General features: G+C 69.8%; 18 protein-coding genes. 13 read left to right on the plus strand and 5 right to left on the minus strand.

Annotation, left to right across the window (positions count from 1 at the left end; all coding sequences use genetic code 11):
• The first annotated feature begins 2 nt into the window (after window positions 1-2).
• The 4 genes from J4O73_RS09255 to J4O73_RS09270 all read left to right on the plus strand — a co-directional run bounded on the left by J4O73_RS09255 (window position 3) and on the right by J4O73_RS09270 (window position 3,083).
• Window positions 3-278 carry an RNA-binding S4 domain-containing protein gene (locus tag J4O73_RS09255; RefSeq protein ID WP_426216626.1) on the plus strand — a complete coding sequence of 92 codons (276 nt, stop codon included), beginning with the start codon at window positions 3-5 and terminating at the stop codon, window positions 276-278.
• Between the two features lie 176 nt (window positions 279-454).
• Window positions 455-793 (plus strand): ferredoxin FdxA, encoded by a 339-nt coding sequence (fdxA, locus tag J4O73_RS09260; RefSeq protein ID WP_378967228.1) that lies wholly within the window; start codon window positions 455-457, stop codon window positions 791-793.
• Window positions 794-1,269: 476 nt separating this feature from the next.
• A complete protein-coding gene (locus J4O73_RS09265) occupies window positions 1,270-1,872 on the plus strand; it encodes a CarD family transcriptional regulator (protein WP_426216627.1) in 603 nt (200 codons plus the stop codon).
• A gap of 335 nt (window positions 1,873-2,207) precedes the next feature.
• Window positions 2,208-3,083 (plus strand): RNA polymerase factor sigma-32, encoded by an 876-nt coding sequence (locus J4O73_RS09270; protein ID WP_426216629.1) that lies wholly within the window; start codon window positions 2,208-2,210, stop codon window positions 3,081-3,083.
• 57 nt (window positions 3,084-3,140) lie between these two features.
• Here J4O73_RS09270 and J4O73_RS09275 read toward each other — a convergent pair whose 3' ends face one another.
• Both J4O73_RS09275 and secB read right to left on the minus strand, forming a co-directional pair.
• Window positions 3,141-4,373, minus strand: a complete 1,233-nt coding sequence (locus tag J4O73_RS09275) for an MFS transporter (protein WP_426216631.1) — start codon at window positions 4,371-4,373, stop codon at window positions 3,141-3,143.
• Between the two features lie 104 nt (window positions 4,374-4,477).
• The gene (gene secB / locus J4O73_RS09280; protein ID WP_378967220.1) at window positions 4,478-4,975 is read right to left on the minus strand and encodes a protein-export chaperone SecB; all 498 of its coding nucleotides are present in this window, start codon (window positions 4,973-4,975) and stop codon (window positions 4,478-4,480) included.
• A 307-nt stretch (window positions 4,976-5,282) separates the two neighbouring features.
• Between secB and J4O73_RS09285 the strand changes: the two genes are divergently transcribed.
• Genes J4O73_RS09285 through J4O73_RS09295 form a run of 3 tightly spaced genes read left to right on the plus strand, consistent with a single transcriptional unit; the run spans window position 5,283 to window position 7,768 of the window.
• Entirely contained in the window at window positions 5,283-5,996 is a 714-nt protein-coding gene (locus tag J4O73_RS09285) for a Tim44/TimA family putative adaptor protein (RefSeq protein WP_378967218.1), read from the plus strand.
• Between the two features lie 12 nt (window positions 5,997-6,008).
• Window positions 6,009-7,124 carry a murein transglycosylase A gene (gene mltA, locus J4O73_RS09290; protein ID WP_426216634.1) on the plus strand — a complete coding sequence of 372 codons (1,116 nt, stop codon included), beginning with the start codon at window positions 6,009-6,011 and terminating at the stop codon, window positions 7,122-7,124.
• Window positions 7,121-7,768 (plus strand): Smr/MutS family protein, encoded by a 648-nt coding sequence (locus J4O73_RS09295; RefSeq protein ID WP_426216635.1) that lies wholly within the window; start codon window positions 7,121-7,123, stop codon window positions 7,766-7,768. Before mltA ends, J4O73_RS09295 begins: the two co-directional genes overlap by 4 nt.
• Window positions 7,769-7,773: 5 nt before the next feature.
• Here J4O73_RS09295 and J4O73_RS09300 read toward each other — a convergent pair whose 3' ends face one another.
• The 3 genes from J4O73_RS09300 to J4O73_RS09310 are packed head-to-tail and all read right to left on the minus strand — an operon-like array spanning window position 7,774 to window position 9,719.
• Window positions 7,774-8,901 (minus strand): beta-ketoacyl-ACP synthase, encoded by a 1,128-nt coding sequence (locus J4O73_RS09300; RefSeq protein ID WP_426216637.1) that lies wholly within the window; start codon window positions 8,899-8,901, stop codon window positions 7,774-7,776.
• A complete protein-coding gene (locus J4O73_RS09305; protein ID WP_378967210.1) occupies window positions 8,898-9,380 on the minus strand; it encodes a 3-hydroxyacyl-ACP dehydratase FabZ family protein in 483 nt (160 codons plus the stop codon). The genes J4O73_RS09300 and J4O73_RS09305 overlap by 4 nt, the downstream gene beginning before the upstream one ends.
• A 30-nt stretch (window positions 9,381-9,410) precedes the next feature.
• The gene (locus tag J4O73_RS09310) at window positions 9,411-9,719 is read right to left on the minus strand and encodes an acyl carrier protein (protein WP_378967208.1); all 309 of its coding nucleotides are present in this window, start codon (window positions 9,717-9,719) and stop codon (window positions 9,411-9,413) included.
• 338 nt (window positions 9,720-10,057) lie between these two features.
• Between J4O73_RS09310 and J4O73_RS09315 the strand changes: the two genes are divergently transcribed.
• From J4O73_RS09315 to J4O73_RS09340, 6 genes are all read left to right on the plus strand, one after another.
• Complete coding sequence (locus J4O73_RS09315; RefSeq protein WP_426216640.1) at window positions 10,058-11,218, plus strand: AI-2E family transporter; 1,161 nt, start codon at window positions 10,058-10,060, stop codon at window positions 11,216-11,218.
• Window positions 11,219-11,352: 134 nt separating this feature from the next.
• Complete coding sequence (locus J4O73_RS09320; protein ID WP_426216641.1) at window positions 11,353-12,357, plus strand: AAA family ATPase; 1,005 nt, start codon at window positions 11,353-11,355, stop codon at window positions 12,355-12,357.
• A 2-nt stretch (window positions 12,358-12,359) separates the two neighbouring features.
• Window positions 12,360-13,268: a DUF58 domain-containing protein gene (locus J4O73_RS09325; RefSeq protein WP_426216643.1), complete on the plus strand. Its 909-nt coding sequence runs from the start codon at window positions 12,360-12,362 to the stop codon at window positions 13,266-13,268.
• Window positions 13,269-13,275: 7 nt separating this feature from the next.
• On the plus strand, window positions 13,276-16,092 hold the full coding sequence (locus J4O73_RS09330) for a DUF4159 domain-containing protein (protein WP_426216645.1): 2,817 nt from the start codon (window positions 13,276-13,278) through the stop codon (window positions 16,090-16,092).
• A gap of 148 nt (window positions 16,093-16,240) precedes the next feature.
• Window positions 16,241-18,328: a hypothetical protein gene (locus tag J4O73_RS09335; RefSeq protein ID WP_426216647.1), complete on the plus strand. Its 2,088-nt coding sequence runs from the start codon at window positions 16,241-16,243 to the stop codon at window positions 18,326-18,328.
• A gap of 215 nt (window positions 18,329-18,543) precedes the next feature.
• Complete coding sequence (locus J4O73_RS09340) at window positions 18,544-19,140, plus strand: PAS domain-containing protein (protein ID WP_426216649.1); 597 nt, start codon at window positions 18,544-18,546, stop codon at window positions 19,138-19,140.
• Window positions 19,141-19,311: the final 171 nt, after the last annotated feature.

Raw genomic sequence — 19,311 nt, forward strand, 5'->3', positions numbered from 1 at the left:
CGATGCGTGATGATCGCCAGCGCCTCGACAAATGGCTGTGGTTCGCGCGCTTCGCCCGCACGCGGACCCTCGCCGCCCGGTTGGTGAGCGATGGCTATGTCCGGGTGAACGGAACCCGCTCGGACAACCCGGCTAAGGCGATCGGCCTCGGGGATGTCGTAACGGTCGCAGCTCAGCACGCCACCCTGGCCGTGAGGGTCATCGACCTCGGCTTGCGGCGCGGGCCTTCCGAGGAGGCGAAAGGTCTCTACGAGCTGTTATCCGGAGAGGCAGGGTGATGAGGCTCTGCCACAGGTGGTCTTCCACCTGAGGGAGCGGCGCCGTCGCGCTTGTCAGTGCGAAAGGCAGGGTCTAGAGCCGTTCACAACAACGCCTGCGCACCAGCGCAGCCACCGGACGCGCGGGCCGCACGGCCCCGTCCGGAAGATGCGGGACTTGAGGACCAAGATAACCGATGACCTACGTCGTCACCGAAAACTGCATTAAGTGCAAGTACATGGACTGCGTGGAAGTCTGTCCGGTGGACTGCTTCTACGAGGGCGAGAACATGCTCGTCATCCATCCGGATGAGTGCATCGATTGCGGCGTCTGCGAGCCCGAGTGCCCGGCCGAGGCGATCAAGCCCGACACCGAGTCAAGCCTCGAGACGTGGCTGAAGCTCAACGCGGATTACGCGAAGAGCTGGCCCAACATCACGCAGAAGAAGGATGCCCCCGCCGACGCCAAGGAGTGGGATGGGGTGTCCGGAAAGCTGGAGGCCCACTTCTCGCCGAACGCCGGCAAGGGCGATTGAGACGGACGTCCGGGCTCGCCGCCGGTCGTGGCCGGCGGATCGCCCGCGGAAGGACATCGCGTTTCATCCTTCCTGGGTCCTGCGCTCTGCGAAGACCTGCCCTGCGCTGGCACCCTAGGCGTGCTGGCGTGTCGGTGTAAAACCTCTCACGGCGGTGCTTCGAGCCCGCGCGTGCCTTCCAGCGAGCTTTGATTCCGGCGCGGATTGTGATACACAATCTGCCTGCCGTCGCTCGCGTCAGACGTGCCTACTCCGCGCCGAAACGCACTTCCCTCCATGGGGCTGTTTGTGTTCGGCCGCCGGGTTCCCCCGGCGGAGTGCAATGTCGCGTGCCCGGCTTCACGGGTATCCCGAAACTTGCGCCTATCGGCGTGGAGGCGGGTATCCGCGATCCGACCGGGTGTCGTCCGCCCGGGATCAGCTTTTCGCGCGGGGCGTTACCCCGCGTCGCGCGTCAGTGTGGAGGCCCTTCTCGCATGACCACAGCCAAGAAGACGACCGCAGGCCGGCAAGGCTTCAAGACCGGCGAGGCCGTCGTTTACCCGGCCCACGGTGTCGGTCGCATCACCGCGATCGAGGAACAGGAGATCGCCGGATACAAGCTTGAGCTGTTCGTCGTATCCTTCGAGAAGGACAAGATGGTCCTCCGCGTCCCGACCGCGAAGGCCAACTCCGTCGGTATGCGCAAGCTCGCCGAGCCGGAGGTGGTGAAGAAGGCCCTCGACGTGCTGACCGGCCGCGCCCGCGTGAAGCGCACCATGTGGTCGCGTCGCGCTCAAGAGTACGAGGCCAAGATCAATTCGGGCGATCTGCTCGCCGTGACGGAGGTGGTCCGCGACCTGTTCCGCTCCGAGGCCCAGCCCGAGCAGTCCTACAGCGAGCGCCAGCTCTACGAGGCGGCCCTGGACCGGATCGTTCGCGAGATCTCGTCGGTCAACCGCATCACCGAGACCGAAGCCCTGAAGCTCATCGAGCAGAGCCTCGCCAAGTCGCCGCGCCGTGCCAAGGCCGAGGCGGAAGCCGAGAGCGAGGGTGAAGGCGAAGGTGAGGGCGACGACATCCAGGAGGAGGCGGCCTGAGCCGCTTCGCCCTCGCGATCCGAGGTAAAACTCAGTGAAACAAGAGCCCGGCCGAGTTGGCCGGGCTTTTTTCTTTTCAGGTAAAAATTGCGTGCCGCGTCATTTTTCCCCCTGGACTTGCTATCCGACTCTGGAAAGCGGCGCGTCGCGACCCATTTGTCGAGAAGTTGACCGGCTTTTTCGTCCTGCCCTGCATTTTTAACGCAGCGGGGGGCGGAACTTTCGCGTTCGTGCCTCCGTTACCGGTCGCTTGGCGTTGCTCGTTTTGCAGCGCCACACGCGCCGGATCATGGGACCGGTGCCGCATAAGCACTCGGTTATGAGAGGCAGGCGGGATGGCGGAGATCGCTGGCATTCGTCGACAATTCATCCGGAGCGCGATGGAAGCGCCCTTCCTCGCCCGGGAAGAGGAGCGTGACCTCGCAGTCCGCTGGAAGGACCGGCGCGACGAGCGCGCCCTGCACCGTCTGATCTCTGCTCACATGCGCCTCGTCATCGCTTTGGCGGGGCGTTTTCGTCACTACGGCCTGCCCATGGCGGACCTCGTCCAAGAGGGCCATGTCGGCTTGATGGAGGCGGCGGCCCGCTTCGAGCCGGAGAGGGACGTCCGCTTCTCCACCTACGCCACGTGGTGGATCCGGGCGTCGATCCAGGACTACATCCTGCGCAACTGGTCCATCGTGCGCGGCGGAACGTCCTCTGCCCAGAAGGCGCTTTTCTTCAACCTGCGTCGGCTCCGCGCGCGGTTGATGCAATCGACCGAGGAGCATGTCGGTGACGAGATCCATCGCCGGATCGCTAGCGCCATCGGCGTCTCGCGCGATGACGTCGCGTTGATGGACGCCCGTCTGTCCGGCCCGGACATGTCGCTCAACGCCCCCGTGGGCGAGGATGGCGACGCGGCCTCCGAGCGGATGGATTTCCTCGTGGACGGTGCGGCCCTGCCGGATGAGACCGTCGGCGCGGCCGTCGACGGCGAGCGCCGTCTCGGCTGGCTCCATCAGGCGCTCGGTGTCCTTTCGGAGCGCGAGTTGCGGATCCTACGGGAGCGCCGTCTCGCCGAGGACCAGGCGACCTTGGAAGCCCTGGGCCAGCGGCTCGGCATCTCGAAGGAGCGCGTTCGCCAGATCGAGAATCGCGCCCTGGAGAAGCTCCGTCGTGCCCTTGCCGACCGGTTCCCTGCCGAGACGGGCAGCCCCTACGTCGGCTGATCCTCCTGCGAAGTGAGAATGAAAAAGCCCGGCCCCTGCGGCCGGGCTTTTTCGTGGTCAGGCGGGCTGCTTCGCCCGGGATTCGCGACGCTCACGACGGCGGCGACGGCGGCCGGGCTCAGGCGTGGCATCGAGCCAGATCACGAGACCCAAGGCGATGAGAGCGGGGACGCCCAGGGCGAAGAAGGCCCCGGTCCATCCGAACCAGGCATAGGCGACGCCGCCATACCATCCCGACAGCGCGCCGCCGACGCCCTGCACCGCGTTGACGCTGCCCAGAGCCGTCTGAGTGCGGCCTGACCCCCAGGTCAGGTCCGCGACGATCACCGGCACGGCGACGCCGACGATGCCAGAGGCGATGCCATCCAATACCTCTGCGCCGATGAGCCACCACGGATCGTCGATCAAGCCGGACATGACCGCCCGCACCGGCAGGACGGCGAAGGCGACCATCAGAAGCAGACGACGCCCCCGCCGGTCGGCGAGGGAGCCCGCGAACAGGGCGACCGGTACCATGACCAGTTGCGCCACCATGACGTAGCGAGCCGTCCAGACCGTCGCGTCCCCGGAGGTGGCGACAAGCTTCTGACCGAGGAGGGTCAGCATCCCGCCATTGCCGAGGTTGAACAGAGTCAGCCCCAAGGTGAGCACCAGCAGGCGGCGATTGCCGAGCACCTGCCGAATGCCGCTACGCTCCGGCTCTTGCTCGTCATCCTCCTTCCAGCCCACGGCACGGCGCTTGTTCCAGGCGTTGGCGGGGGTCGTCACCGTTGCGACGATGGCCGCCAGCGCCATGCCGCCGAGGACGTAGAAGGCGATGGCCGGTCCGAAGGACGTGCCGAAGCCGATGACACCTGCCGCCACCAGGATGCCGATATGGTTGAAGGCTTGGTTGCGGCCCTGCTGCTTCGGGAAACCGTCCTTGCCGACGATGCCGAGGGTCAGCGCGGCCACGGCGGGGAGCAGCAGCGTCCCGCCCGCCGCCGCGAGAAGCTGCGCGGTGAAGACGGCGAAGAAGCTACGCGCAGGCAGGAGGAGCAGCGTGCCCGCGAGGATCGCGGCACAGGCCGAGGCGATCAGCAGGCGGGGGCGATGGACACGATCGACCAGGGCGCCAAACGGCCCGCTCAGGAAGAGGGTGCAGAACCCTACGAGGGTGACGACGAGTCCGACCCGCGCCGGGCTCCATTGCGCCGATTGCGCGAGCCACGTGCCGAGGAAGGGACCGAGCCCTCCCTGGATGTCGCCGATGAAGAGGTTGATCAGGGAAAGGTGGGCGGTGGGGGCCATGCTGTCCGGGTACCGTGAGGGCGCCCGCATGGGCCGCCCGAACGGTGCGGTCAAGCTTCCCGCCCGCGGTAAAGAGGCCCGCCCCGGAGGACGGGCCTCAAACTTTAGGAGGCCAGCGGACCCGTGGCGCCCTGCTGCTCCATCATCTTCTGACGGTACAGGCTGACGAAATCGATCGGGTCGATGTACAGGGGCGGGAAGCCGCCGTTGCGCACCGCCTCGGCCACGATCTGGCGGCCGAACGGGAAGAGCAGGCGCGGGCACTCGATCATCACGGCCGGATGCATCTGATCCTCCGGGATGTTGAGCATGCGGAAGATGCCCGCGTACTTCACGTCGAAGGCGAACAGCACCTCGTTGTCCATCTTCGCGTCGCCTTCGAGGGTCAGCTCGACCTCGAAATCCGTCTCGCTGAGCTGCGAGGCGTTGACGTTCACCTGGATGTTGATCTGCGGCGAGGCGCCTTCCTTCGGCTGAAGGGAACGCGGCGCGTGCGGGTTTTCGAAGGACAGGTCCTTCACGTACTGGGCGAGGGCGTTGATGGTGGGGGCGCCCTGCGGCATGCCGCCGCCGTTGCCGTTCGCTGCCGGGGAGTCGGCCATCGGATACTTCCTTCTCGATCAGGCGTCCGGCGCGGACGGCGGAGGTGTGTCGTTCCACGGGCCTAGAAGGCCCGAATGTCGGCGCGGCTAACACGCCCGCAGGGAACGGACAAGCGACGCAGCATTGCGGTGATATCCGGCCATTCTACGTGTGATGGCGCGCGTTGGCCGCAGCTGAGACACGAAGCGTTGAACAACCGGCTCGATCCGAGCGCGTTGGTCAGATAAGGGTTGGGGAACGGCGCGCTACGGCAGGGCCCAGTCGCGCGGGGCAGCAAACGCGCGGACGGCCGCGATCGGATCGGTGATGCAGGACGGTTTCGACTTAACGACGATCATCTTCCTGGCGCTTGCCGTCTTCGTCATCTGGCGGCTGCGGTCTGTGCTGGGTCAGAAGACCGGCGCAGAACGCTCGCCGTTCAAGCCCGTGGAGCGCAGCCGCACGGAACCCCAAGGCCGTGGCGGGGAGCGCGACAACGTCGTGCGCCTGCCCGGTGCCGACCGGGTGGTGCAGCCGACCCCGGCTCCGGCCCCCCGCGATTGGCGCGGTATCGCCGAGCCGGGCTCCGAGGTCGCGCGCGGCCTCGAGGCCGTGGTGCAGGTCGAGCCCTCCTTCGAGCCCCGCTCCTTCATCGAGGGCGCCAAGGTCGCCTACGAGGCGATCATGATCGCCTTCGCGAAGGGCGACCGGAAGACCCTGCGGACCCTGCTGTCCAAGGAGGTCGGCGAGGCGTTCGAGCGCGCCATCGCCGAGCGCGAGCGCAATCGGCAGACCCTGGAGACCACCTTCGTCTCCATCGACCGGGCCGAGATCGTCGCCGTGGACGTGCGTAACCGCGTGGCCCACGTCACCGTCCGCTTCCTCTCGAACCTCATCACCGCCACCCGCAATGCGGACGGCAAGGTGGTGGACGGCAGCGCCGAGACCGTGGTCGAGGTGCCCGATGTGTGGACCTTCGCCCGCACCCTCGGCTCGCGGGATCCGAACTGGCAACTCGTCGCGACCGAGGCCGGTGCCTGACCCTTTCGTGACGTGCGACCTTCGCGTGCCCGCTCCGGCTTCGCTCCGGCTGCCCTCGCCGCAGCCCTGCTGCTGACCGGCCTTTCGGCCGTTCGCGCCGCTCCGGCGCCCCTCACTGTCGGCGGCGCGCGGCTCGAACCGGTCGCCTTCGCCGCCCTGCCGGGCTTTCCGGGGGCCGATCCGGCGGGCGCGCTCGTTGCCTTCCGCCGGGTCTGTGCCGCGCCGATCTCGGCGCACCGCCAGGCGTCCGTTGCCGGGAATGTCGCCGACCTCATCGCGGCCTGTGCGAAGTCTCTGACCGTTCCACCCGAGGGAGCCGCCGGGTTCTTCCGCTCATCCTTCTCGGCCTATCGCGTCGTGCGCCCCGATGGGCGGCCGGGCTTCCTGACCGGCTATTTCGAGCCGGAACTGCCGGGTTCGCTGGAGCCGGGGCCGGACTTCACCGCGCCGCTCCTCGCCCGGCCGGAGGATCTCGGAAGCCGCTCCCCCTATCCCGACCGGGCCGCCATCGAGGATGGGGCGCTCGGGGCCAAGGCGGAGCCGATCCTATGGCTGCGCGACCGTGTCGATCTCTTGGTGCTTCAGGTCCAGGGTTCGGGCCGGATCCGCCTGCCCGACGGGCGCGTGGTGCGGGCACTCTATGACGGGCGCAACGGGCGCCCCTACACGGCGGTGGCGAAGCTGATCGTGCAGGAGGGGCACCTACCCCTCGAAGGGCTGACCCTCGCCCGTTGGACGGGATGGCTCCGCGATCACCCGGACGAGGCGCGTCGGCTGATCCGCCAGAATGCGTCCTACATCTTCTTCCGGCAGGCGGAGGTCGAGGAGCCCCATCTGGGGCCGCCGGGCGCGGCCAGGGCTCCGCTCAGTCCCGGCATCGGCCTCGCGGTCGATAGCAATCTGTGGCGCTATGGGTTGCCGTTCTGGCTGGAAGGGCGTCTGCCCGGTGCGGGTGAGAGCGAGCGTGGCCGCCTCACCATCGCTGCCGATACGGGCTCGGCCATCGTCGGCCCGGCGCGGGGAGACCTGTTCGTTGGCAGTGGCGTGGATGCCGGTGTCGCCGCCGGCAACCTGCGCGATGCGGTCGGCTTCGTCGTCCTCCTGCCGAAGCGCGGAGGTGGGTTGTGAAGCCGCCGCGCCGCCCGCGTGGTCTGTCGCCCGGGGAAAGCCACCTGTGGCGCGAGGTCGCCAAGCGTTTCACGCCGCTGCGGGGCCGCACCGCGATCCCTGAGGCGGAACAGGGACCGCCTGTCGCCGCCCCGCGCATGCCCGAGCGTGGACCCGGCCCCTTGGCCGCGCCGTCGCGTCCGAACTCCCCCGCTGACCGCAAGGCGGGGGCCAACCTGCGCACGCCGCCGAAATTCGTGCCGCCGCCGCCGCGCGTCGCCACGGCCGCGCCCTACCAGGCGCCACCGCAGCATCCGGTCCCGACGGCGGGGCTGGAACGGCAGGCGCGCCTCGCCCTGAAGCGCGGGCGCGTCGCCATCGAGGCGCGGCTCGATCTCCACGGCATGATTCAATCCGAGGCGCATGCGGCGCTCACCGGTTTCCTCCTGCGGGCGCGGGCAGCGGGACACGGCTACGTCCTCGTCGTCACCGGCAAGGGGGGGGAAGCCTATGCGGATCCCTATCGCGAGCGCGGGGTGCTGCGCCGGAGCGTGCCGCATTGGCTGCGCGGCCCGGAGTTGCGCGGCATCGTGCTGGGCTTCGAGGAAGCAGCTCGCCACCATGGCGGCGAGGGCGCGCTCTATATCCGGCTGCGGCGGCGTTAGGGCGTTCAGGCCCGGGAAAGCCGCATGACGCCTTCACCGCGGCGGTGCCCCACCGTCGTGACGGCGACCTCGCCAGCCCTGCCTTCCGCGATCAGCGCCGCCGCCAGGGCCGCGCCGAACGGAGCGGCGACTTCGAGGCCGTGACCGACCAGATCGCCGAGGGCGTGGACCCTTGCTTCGGGGGCGAGGCGGCCGAGGGTCTCGGCTTCCTCGGCGGTGATGGGCGCGACGCCGGTTGCGCCCGAGATCACTGCGTCGGGGCTGGAGGGCGCGGCCTCCTTCCACCGGGCCGCCAGGGACTGCGCCACGCTGCCGGGCTCACGGGCGCCGCGTCCGCTCGCGACCTCGTCCAGTCGGGCGAGGGCCTTGGCACCGCGCGCTTGCGCGTGGTCGGCGGATTCGAGCAACAGGAAAGCGGCGCAACTCGCCAGGATGAAGCCGCCCGGCGCTGCGCGATCGAAGACCGGCGCGTAATCGCCCTGCTTCGCGAAGCCTCCCATGGCATGGACGAGCAGCGCATCCGGCCGTTCGGCGCTGTAGGAGCCGCCGACCAGCATCGCCTCGTTCTGGCCGGAGGCGATCCGCGCCCGGGCGATGCGCAGGGCATCGACGCCCGCCGCCTCCTCGCCCATGAAGGTGCGAGAGGCGCCCGTGACGCCGTGGACGATGGCGATGTTGCCTGCAAGCAGGTTGGAGAGCTGCGCCAGGAAGAGGGTCGGCCGCAGGTCGTTCTGAAGGCGCTCGTTGAGGAAGGCGCCGGGCTCCAGCGCATCGCGCAAACCGGTCAGGATGGCACCATCGGCCGCGTAATCGCGCTCGCCGCCGCCCGCGGCCACGACGAGGTGCAGCGCCTGCTTGAAGGCAGCGTCTTCCTTCACCCCGGCCGCCTCGAGGGCGAGCCCGGCGGCGTAGACACCGAGGCGCTGCCACGCCTCCATCTGGCGCTGGTCGCTCTTCTTCGGAATCTGCCGGTCCCAGGCGATGGCGGGGGCCGGGTGGACGGGGTAGGGCGCGAAGCTCTGCGCGTCCGTGCGCGGCACCGCGCCTGAGGCGAGAGCGGCGAGATGCGCCTCCGGCCCTTCGCCTGCGCAGGAGACGAGGCCGATTCCGGTGACGAGGACGGGACGGCTCACTTTGTCTCTCCCCGGCCGAGACCGGCAAGGTCGAGGAGGCCGCTGCTCTTCGCCCGCTCGCGCATCGGCGCGTCGAGGCCGTCCGGGAAGGGCATGGTGCGGAAGCGCAGTTCCGCGTCGCAGAGCGCCTTGCCCTCATGGGTGATCGCCGCCTTCGTCACCGCGTAGCCGGAGCCGTCATGCTCGAGCTTGGCGGTCACCGTCAGGGCGGCGCTCGGGCCGACGAAGCTGCGGAAGCGAGCCTTGTCGACGCCGGTCAGGAACGGCATCCGCTCGAAGCCGAGATGGGCGAGGATGAGGTAGCCCGAGGCCTGGGCCATGGTCTCGGTCAGGAGCACGCCCGGCACCAGAGGGTGGCCGGGGAAGTGTCCTTCGAAGACCGGGCTCGCATCCGGCACCTTGGCCGACGCTTCGATCGTACCGGCTTGCAGATCGAGCCGTGTCACGGCGTCGATCATCTCGAAATATTCAAGGCGCATGGCGGGCGGGCGCGTCGGATCGAGAACCGATCAGACCTTGGCGGCCTTCTCGGCGACCAGGGCGTCGATTCGGGCGCAGAGGTTCTTCAGCACGAAGTACTGCTCGGCCGGGACCTTGCCCTCGTTGACCTCCTGCGTCCACCGCTCCAACGGCAGCTTGATGCCGAACGCCTTGTCGACCGCAAAGGCGATGTCGAGGAAGGCGAGGCTGTCGATGCCGAGGTCGTCGATCGCGTGGCTTTCGGGAGTGATCTTGTCCCGCTCGATGTCGGCCGTCTCGGCGATGATGTCGGCCACGCGCTGGAAGGTCGCGCTGCCGTGGGCGGAATCGTCGGACATGTCTTCTCGTGGGCTCTGAGCGAATTCCGGTTCGGCGGCGGGAGCCCCTTCGCGCCGGAGACCGGCACCTTTTCCCTCGCTGCCATGAGGCGCGGACGGCGGGACCGGGCGACCGGGCCCGTCGCACGGCGCCGACGGATGGTCGCGACCTCTACACGAGGGGTTCCGGTGCGGCAACCGCGACGAGAAAAGGGGTTTGGCCAGCAAGGCGCGATCACGAGCCGGTCAGCCACCGGCCGGTCGCGGTGGCCGAATGGCAACGCAATCCTATCTGCGGCGAGATACGGCTACGTCCGGCTGCGGCCGAATCGGGCCACGATCCGAATCGGAGAAGGCGGATGAAGCCGCAGCCCCCCTCGACCCTCTATCCCGGTTTCGAGCGGCCCGTACCGCCCGCCCGCGCCCTGGCCGAGGCGCGGCCCGATCCGTCGGTCCTCCCGCCGGTCGAGCGGGCCAAGTCGCAAGGGGCGGCCCGTGTGTTCCTCGTGCTCGCGCTCGGGGCGCTCGGGGTCTACATCCTGCGGGAATTCCTGCCCGCTCTAGCCTGGGCGGTGGTGCTCGCCATTGCCCTCGGGCCGCTCTACGAGCGGATCGAGCGGCGGTTTCCGCCGGGCGGACACACCATCGTTCTCCCGACGCTGGCGGTGCTCGCCGTGGCGCTCGTCTTTCTGGCGCCCCTCGTCGTCCTCGGCGTCCAGGCGGCCCGTGAAGCGCACGACGTCGCCGAATTCGTCCGGAAGGCGGAGGAGAGCGGCATTCCCGCGCCCGAATTCCTCTCGCACCTGCCCTACGGCTCGGCGCAGGCCATCGCGTGGTGGAACGACAATCTCGGCCATGCCCAGGCGGGTTCGGAGATCCTGCACCGCTTCGACAACGGCAAGGTGCTCGGCGCCTCGCGCAACGTCGGCAGGGAGGTGGTTCACCGGATCGTGCTGTTCGGCTTCAGCCTCGTCGCCCTGTTCTTCCTGTTCCGCGACCGCGACACGATCCGGCGGCAGGCGCTCGCCGCCTGCGACCGGATGTTCGGGCCGCGCGGCGAGCGGGTCGGGCGGCAGATGGTCGCTTCGGTGCACGGCACCGTCGATGGGCTCGTCCTCGTGGGGCTCGGCGAGGGCGTGATCCTCGGCATCGTCTATTACTTCGCGGGCGTGCCGCATCCGGTGCTGCTCGGCGCCTTCACGGCGGTGGCCGCGATGATTCCGTTCGGCGCGGCGGTCGCCATCGGCATCGCGGCGCTGCTTCTCGTGGCGGCGGGCGCGATGAAGGCCGCGATCATCGTCGCGGTGGCGGGCCTCGTCGTCACCTTCGTGGCGGACCACTTCATCCGCCCGGCGCTGATCGGCGGCACCACCAAGCTGCCCTTCCTCTGGGTGCTCCTCGGCATCCTCGGCGGCGTCGAATCCTTCGGCCTGCTCGGCCTGTTCCTCGGCCCGGCGGTGATGGCGGCCCTGGTGCTCCTGTGGCGGGAATTCACCGAGGGACGGGACGTCAAGGCCTAGCTCCGTTTCGGTGGGGCTGGCGAGGCTGCGCAACCGTGCGGCGATCCCGACCTTGCCAGCCCTCCTAAGGGGGCTCACACTCTTCCCCTTCCGCGGATGCCTGTCCGCGGCGCTCCCAGGAGACGGATAACGGCATGAGTCAGGCCACCAGCCCTGCCACCAGCCTCGATGACGGCATCGTTGCGACAGCCGAAAGTTGTCTGGAGGCGGTCGGACAGGCCCGCGAGGCGATCCATGGGGTCATCTTCGGGCAGGAGAAGGTCGTCGACCTCGCCCTGGTGACGATCCTGTCCGGTGGCCACGGCCTGCTCGTCGGCCTTCCCGGCCTCGCCAAGACCAAGCTCGTGGAGACGCTGGGCACCGTGCTCGGCCTCGATGCCCGCCGGGTGCAGTTCACCCCGGACCTGATGCCCTCGGACATCCTCGGCACCGAGATCCTGGAAGAGGATGCCGATCGCCGCCGCGCCTTCCGCTTCGTGAAGGGCCCGGTCTTCACGCAACTGCTCATGGCGGACGAGATCAACCGCGCGAGCCCGCGCACCCAATCCGCCCTGCTCCAGGCGATGCAGGAGGGGCACGTCTCCGTGGCGGGCGAGCGGCACGATCTGCCGCGGCCGTTCCACGTGCTCGCCACGCAGAACCCGATCGAGCAGGAAGGTACCTATCCCCTGCCGGAAGCCCAGCTCGATCGTTTCCTCCTCGAAATCGATGTCGGCTACCCGGACCGGGCGGCCGAGCGGCGCATCCTCATCGAGACCACGGGCGCCGAGGAGCACCGCCCCGTCGCGGTGATGTCGACCGACCAGCTGATGACCGCGCAGCGCCTCGTGCGCCGCCTGCCGGTGGGCGAGGCGGTGGTGGAGGCGATCCTCGATCTCGTGCGCGCTGCCCGCCCCCATGGCGGCGACCCGCTCGTGAAGGACAAGCTGCTCTGGGGGCCCGGCCCCCGCGCCAGCCAGGCGTTGACGCTCGCCGCCCGCGCCCGCGCGCTGATCGAGGGCCGCGTCGCGCCCTCGGTCGCCGACGTGAAGGCATTGGCCGAGCCGGTGCTGAAGCACCGCATGGCGCTGAGTTACGCCGCCCGCGCCGACGGCGAGACCATCGAGGGCTTGATCGCCAAGCTCGCGGAGAAGCTCTGACCTTGGTCGCCACCCAGGCCCTCGATGCGGGCACCCGCCGTCCGGGCCGTCGCGAAACCGAGGGTGCGGCGGCGCTCGCCGCCACGATGCCCCGTCTCGTGCTGGAAGCGCGGCGTGTGTCGAGCCTCCTCGCCCATGGCCTGCACGGCCGTCGGCGCGCCGGGCCGGGCGAGAGCTTCTGGCAGTTCCGCCCCTTCGTGACCGGCGAGGCCGCCGCCCGCGTCGACTGGCGCCGTTCGGCCCGCGACGACCGGCTCTATGTCCGCGAGCGCGAATGGGAGGCGGCGCACAACATCTGGTTCTGGATCGACCGGTCCGCCTCCATGGGCTTCTCGTCCGATCTCGCGGGCGCCTCCAAGGTGGAGCGTGCCCTGGTGCTCGGACTCGCCCTGGCGGACGCCTTCGTGGATGGCGGTGAGCGCGTCGGGCTCCTCGGCCTCACCCGGGCGCGGGCCTCGCGGGGCATCGTCGAGCACATGGCCCAGGCCCTCGTGGCCGATCATGCCGGGCTCGACCGGGATCTGCCGCCAGAGGCGCAGCCCGCCCGGTTCGATGAGGTGGTGCTGATCGGCGACTTCCTCACGCCGCCCGAGCGGATCGCGGCCTCGCTCGCCAGCCTCTCGGCAGCGGGCAGCCGAGGGCATCTCCTGATGATCGCGGATCCGGTGGAGGAGACCTTCCCGTTCACGGGGCAGGCGGTGCTGCACGATCTCGAAGGGGGACCTTCCCTCGATATCGGCGATGCCGGGGCCTGGGGCGAACGCTACCGGACGCGGATCGCCGCCCACCGGGACAGGCTGCGGGAGATTGCCCGCGCGGCCGGCTGGACACTGACACTCCACCGCACCGACCGGCCCGCCAGCGAGGCGGCCCTGCGGTTGGCCACCCTCGTCATCGCCCGCGGCGGCTGAGGCACTCATGCTCGGCTTCACCTTCGCCGCGCCCCTCGCGCTCGCCGCCCTGATCGGCTTGCCCGCGCTGTGGATCCTCCTGCGGGTCACGCCGCCGCGCCCGAAGCGGATCGACTTCCCGCCGCTGAAGCTCGTCGCGGACCTCATCCCGCAGCGCCAGACCCCGGCACGGACGCCGCCCTGGCTGCTGATCCTGCGCCTGCTGATCGCGGCGGCGCTGATCCTGGCGGTGGCCGGGCCGGTCTGGAGTCCCGGCGGGATCGGGGCGGGCGGGGGCAAGAAGGCGCTCCTCGTCCTGATCGACAACGGTTTCACCTCCGCGCACGATTGGCGCGACCGCATGCGCGTCGCCACTGACACCGTCGAGGGTGCGGCCCGCGACGGGCGCGCCGTCGCGGTGGTCGGCCTTGCCGAACCCATCTCCGTGGTGGAGGCGAAGCCCCCGGCTGCCGCCCTCGAGCGGCTGCGGGCCATCGCGCCCCGACCATACTGGACGACGCGGGACGCCCATCTCCAGGGCATCGGCGCCTTCCTCGACAAGAACCCCGGCGCGGGGCTCGTCTGGATCGCCGATGGCGTCGCGGGTATCGGCGACGAACGTTTCGTGAAGGGGCTCAACGACCTTGCGGGTGGTGCCGGGGCCGCGCTCAGCGTGCTCAAGGCCGACAGGCCGCCCGCCCTCGCACTGACCGTCTCGGAAACGGGCGGGCGCCTGTCCGCGCAGATCCTGCGCGCCGCGCCGAACGGCAGGGATGCGGGGGTGGTCCGCGCCCTCGACCAGAAGGGCCTGCCCCTGGCCGAGCGCGATTTCGCCTTCGCGGGCGATGCGACGCGGACGGAGGTCGCCTTCGATATGCCGACCGAACTGCGTAACGGCATCAGCCGGATCGAGGTGGCGAACGAGCGGTCCGCCGGGGCGGTCTCGCTGGTGGACGAGCGCGGCAAGCGGCGGCGGGTCGGCCTCGTCTTCGGCGGTACCCTCGACCAGTCGCAGCCGCTCCTCGCGCCGCTCTATTATCTCTCCCGTGCGCTGGAGCCCTTCGCCGACGTGCAGCAGGCGCGCGGCGCGGCGGGCCTGTCGGAATCGATCAACCAACTCCTCGACAACCAGGTCTCGGTTCTGGTCCTGGCCGATGTCGGCGCTCTGGACGACAAGACCGCCGGGCGGATCGACAAGTTCGTGGACGAGGGCGGGCTGCTCCTGCGCTTCGCCGGGCCGCGCCTCGCGGCGGGCCACGATACGCTGGTGCCGGTGCGCCTGCGCCGGGGCGGCCGCAACCTCGGCGGCGCCCTGTCCTGGGACGCGCCCAAGACCGTCGCGCCCTTCCCGCCGGAAAGCCCCTTCGCGGGCCTGACACCGCCCGCCGATATCGGCGTCCGCCGCCAGATCCTCGCGGAACCCGACGGCGACCTTCCGGGCAAGACCTGGGCTTCGTTGCAGGACGGCACGCCCATCGTCACCGCGCAGACGCGGGGGCAGGGGCGGATCGTGCTGTTCCATGTCACCGCCGACACCACGTGGTCGAACCTTCCGCTTTCCGGCCTGTTCATCGACATGCTCCGGCGGGTGGTGGCATTGGCCGGCGCCGGTCAGGCCAACCCGGAGCAGGGCGCCGGAGCGAACCGGGCGAAGGTCGCGGTCCTCGCGCCCCGCGTCACGCTGGACGGGTTCGGGGCGCTCGGCTCACCCCCCGCTGCCGCCACCGCAGTCCCGGCGGATTACGCCGACCGGGCGAGCCTGGAACATCCGCCGGGTTTCTACGGCCCGCCTGACGGAGGGATCAGCGTGAACGCCCTCAAGCCCGATGACCGACTGGCGCCGATCGATTTCGCGCCCCTCTCCGGGGCTTCCCTCGGCTCCCTGGCCGGCGCTGCCACGGTGGATCTGCGTCCCGGCCTGTTCACCGCCGCCCTTCTCTTCCTCGTGCTCGATACCCTGGCCGGGCTGTGGCTCGGCGGGTTCCTGGGCCGCCTGCGCGCTCTTCGTGCCCGGCCCGCGGCCCTCCTCCTCGCAGGCGTGCTCGCGGGTGCGGTGCCGCTGCACGAGGCGCGGGCGGCCGATGCGGCGGCCAACCGGCCGAACGGCATTGAATCGGCGCTCATCACCCGGCTCGCCTACATCGTCACGGGGGATGCGGCCGTGGACGAGGCGAGCCGCGCCGGGCTGGCGGGCCTGACGCAGATGCTCGCCGCGCGCACCGCCCTGGAACCCGGTGAACCGGCGGGGCTCGACCCCGCCAAGGACGAACTCGCCTTCTATCCGCTGATCTACTGGCCGATCGCCCCGAACCGGCCTCAGCCGTCCGAGGCGGCGATCCGCAAGATCGACGCCTTCATGCGGAACGGCGGCACGGTCCTTTTCGACACGCGCGATGCCCTGACCAGCCGTCCCGGCAGTCCGCCGACGCCGGAGGCGATCTATCTGCGCAAGATGCTGGGCACGCTCGAAGTGCCGGAACTGGAGCCTGTGCCCGCCGACCATGTGCTGACCAAGGCGTTCTATCTCGTTGACAGCTTCCCCGGCCGTTTCGCCACCGGCCAGACTTGGGTCGAGGCGCTTCCCCCCGCTCCCGAGGGGGGCGAGCGCCGCCCCGCCCGCGCGGGCGACGGGGTGAGCCCGATCATCATCACCAGCAACGACCTCGCCACGGCCTGGGCGGTCGGCCGCCGGGGCGAGCCGCTCTATCCGATCACCGGGGGCGACCAGCGCCAGCGGGAAATGGCCTTCCGGGGCGGCGTCAACATCGTGATGTACACGCTCACCGGCAACTACAAGGCCGATCAGGTCCACGTGCCCGCGCTGCTGGAGCGGCTGGGGCAGTGAGGATGTTCGGCATCGATACCCCTTCGACATTCACGCCGTCATCGCGAGCGCAGCGAAGCGACCCAGGGCAACGGGCCGCCTCCGAACGTGGTGCCGCCCTGGATTGCTTCGCTGCGCTCGCAAAGACGGCGAGGGAAGGTCTGCCGTCATGCTGAGCCTCAGCTTCACGCCTCTTCTGCCCTGGCCCGTCCTGGCGGTCCTGGCCGCCGTCGCGCTGGCGATGGCCGTGCTGGCCGTGCTGGCGCGGGGCCGCATGGCCCTGCTGCGCGCCCTCGTGCTGGCGCTTGTCCTCGCGGCGCTGACCAACCCGGCCCTCGTCCGGGAGGACCGGGAGCCGGTGAAGGACATCGCGGCGGTGGTGATCGACCGGTCTGCCTCGCAGGCCCTGGGCGACCGGCCGCAGGTGACGGATCAGGTGCGAGCCGAATTGCAGCGCCGCTTCGGCGCGCTCACCACGATCGAGCCGCGCTTCATCGACGTACCCGATGCGGGGGAGGGCGATGACGGCACGAAGCTCTTCACCGCTCTGGGCCAAGCGCTGGCCGATGTCCCGCCCGAGCGCCTGGCCGGTGTCGTCATGGTGACGGACGGGGTCGTCCACGACATCCCGAACTCGCTGGCGCAGCTCGGCATCAAGGCGCCGCTCCACGTTCTCGTCACCGGCCATGCCGACGAGCGCGACCGGCAGATCAAGCTCGTCGAAGCGCCCCGCTTCGGCATTGTCGGCAAGGATGTGAAGATCCGCGCCGAGGTGATGGAGCGCGGCGGCACCGGCCATGCGGTCGTCGTCACCCGCCGCGACGGCGAGGAGATCGACCGGCGCGACGTGCCCACCGGCCGACCCTTCGATCTCTCCACGCGGATCGAGCATGGTGGCCAGAACGTCGTCGAGATCGAGGTCGAGCCGCTTCCGAACGAGCTGACGACGGTGAACAACCGCGCCGTGCTGCCGATCGAGGGGATCCGCGAGAAGCTGCGTGTGCTCCTCGTCTCGGGCGAGCCGCACCAGGGCGAGCGCACATGGCGCAACCTGCTGAAGTCGGACGCCAATGTCGACCTCGTGCACTTCACCATCCTGCGCCCGCCGGAGAAGCAGGACGGCACGCCCATCTCCGAACTGTCGCTCATCGCCTTCCCGACGCGCGAATTGTTCGTTCAGAAGATCAAGGATTTCGACCTCATCATCTTCGACCGCTACGCCAACCAGAGCGTGCTGCCGCAAGCCTATTTCGACAACATCGTCCGCTATGTCCGCGAGGGGGGGGCGCTCCTGATCGCGGCCGGGCCGGAATATGCCGGCGCAGCGAGCCTCGCCCGTACCCGGCTGGCGGGGATCCTGCCCGGCGATCCCGACGGTCGCGTGGTCGAGCGGCCTTACAAAGCCACGCCGACTCAGACCGGACGCCGCCACCCGGTGACCCGCTCCCTGCCGGGCTCGGACGCGACCCCGCCCGCCTGGGGCGACTGGTTGCGGATCGTCCAGGCGCGCCTGCGGCCGGGCATCGAGCCGATCCTGTCGGGAGCCGACAGCTTGCCGTTGCTCGCCCTCTCACGGGAGGACAAGGGCCGCGTGGCGCTGCTCCTGTCCGACCATGCGTGGTTGTGGGCCCGGGGCTACCAGGATGGCGGCCCCTATCTCGATCTGCTCCGCCGCCTCGCCCATTGGCTGATGAAGGAGCCTGCCCTCGAAGAGGAGGCTCTGCGCGCCCAGACGACCGGGCGCGGGCGCGAGGTCCGGGTCGAGCGCCAGACCATGGCCGACACCGCCGAGCCGGTGACCGTCACCGGCCCCACCGGCAAGGTCACGACCCTGACGCTGAAGCCGAGCGAACCCGGCCTGTTCACCGCCACCTTCGAGGCTGCGAGCCTCGGCCTGCACACCCTGCGCTCGGGCAACCTCGTGGCCTTCGTCAGCGTCGGCCCCGCCAATCCGCGTGAACTCGCCGACGTGTTCAGCGATACCGAGCGCCTGCGGCCGGTCTCCGAGGCGTCGGGGGGCTCGGTGCGGCGCCTGTCCGACGCGTCGGGTGCCCTGCAGGTGCCGCGCCTGCAGGTGCTTCGCGGCGGGCGCCTCTCCGGTGGGGATTGGATCGGCTTCCGGCCGAGCGACAGCGCCACGATCCGCGGCGTCGAGGTCTATCCCCTGGCGTTGGGCCTCGCCGCCCTCGCGGCCTTGGCCGCCGCCGTACTGGCCATGTGGCTGGTGGAGGGCCGCCGTGGCCACGGGAGGGCTTGACAGGGGGGCACCCCTCACCCCGCCCCGCCCTTGTCGCCAAAATTGTCTAAAGGCGCAGGTTGCTCGGCGGGAGAAAGCTCCGTATTGGTTTGAAAGTATAGGGCCGGTCCGGTTTCCGATTGGGTAGCTATCAATGTTCAAGGTGGTGTTTACCACTTGGCGCTGGAACGATCCCCTGACGTAAAGTATGGTTTTGAACTGAGGGGATACCGCTCGTGGCCACCGTGGTGGATGGCGATAGCCTCGAGTCTTTCGACGATCTGCGCTCCGCTCTCGACGCCTCGGGTGTCGTCGGCACGTGGGATTGGGACATGGTGCGCCGCTGCGCCCGGTACGACCGGGGCGCCGCGAACCTCCTCGCCCTCGATCCCGAACGGGCTGGACAATCGCTGCACGCCGAAGAGGCCATGATCGGCATTCATCCCGATGATCGGGAATGGTTGTTCGAAGCGGTCAAGCGGTCCCGCTCCGGCCGGGGTCTGTTCGTCGCCGAATACCGTGTCGTCTCACCCGACCGGGGCATACGCTGGCTCCTGAGCCGGGGCCGTGTCTATTACGATCAGCGTGGCCGCCCCGTGCGCTCGAAGGGTGTCCTCATCGACATCACCGAAAGCCGCGAGGAGAGCGGCGGCTTCTTCGCGGAAGCTGATACGGAAGCGCGCACGCCCCTCGACCGGGCGGCCGCGTCCCTGCTCGATGCCCGCAAGGCGCTCGACGAGGCGGCGGGAGAGGCCAGCAATCATTTGCGCCTCATCCTCGATCTGGCGCTGTTCGAGGTCGGCGCGCATCTCGCGCGGCGCGCTCGCCACTGACACGAAGCCCCGCGCCTCGTGACGCACGGGGCGCCTGCGCACTCGACGCACAGGGGGCTCCGTCCTAAGACCCCGGAAGGATCGCGGGCCATCGGCCCGGCGGTTCGCGAGGACCGGAGGCAGCTTAAGCGTGACGCAGCCCGTGACCCGCCGCCTGTTCAACGGCACTCT

Source organism: Methylobacterium sp. NFXW15 (assembly GCF_049887755.1).
Lineage (GTDB): Bacteria > Pseudomonadota > Alphaproteobacteria > Rhizobiales > Beijerinckiaceae > Methylobacterium.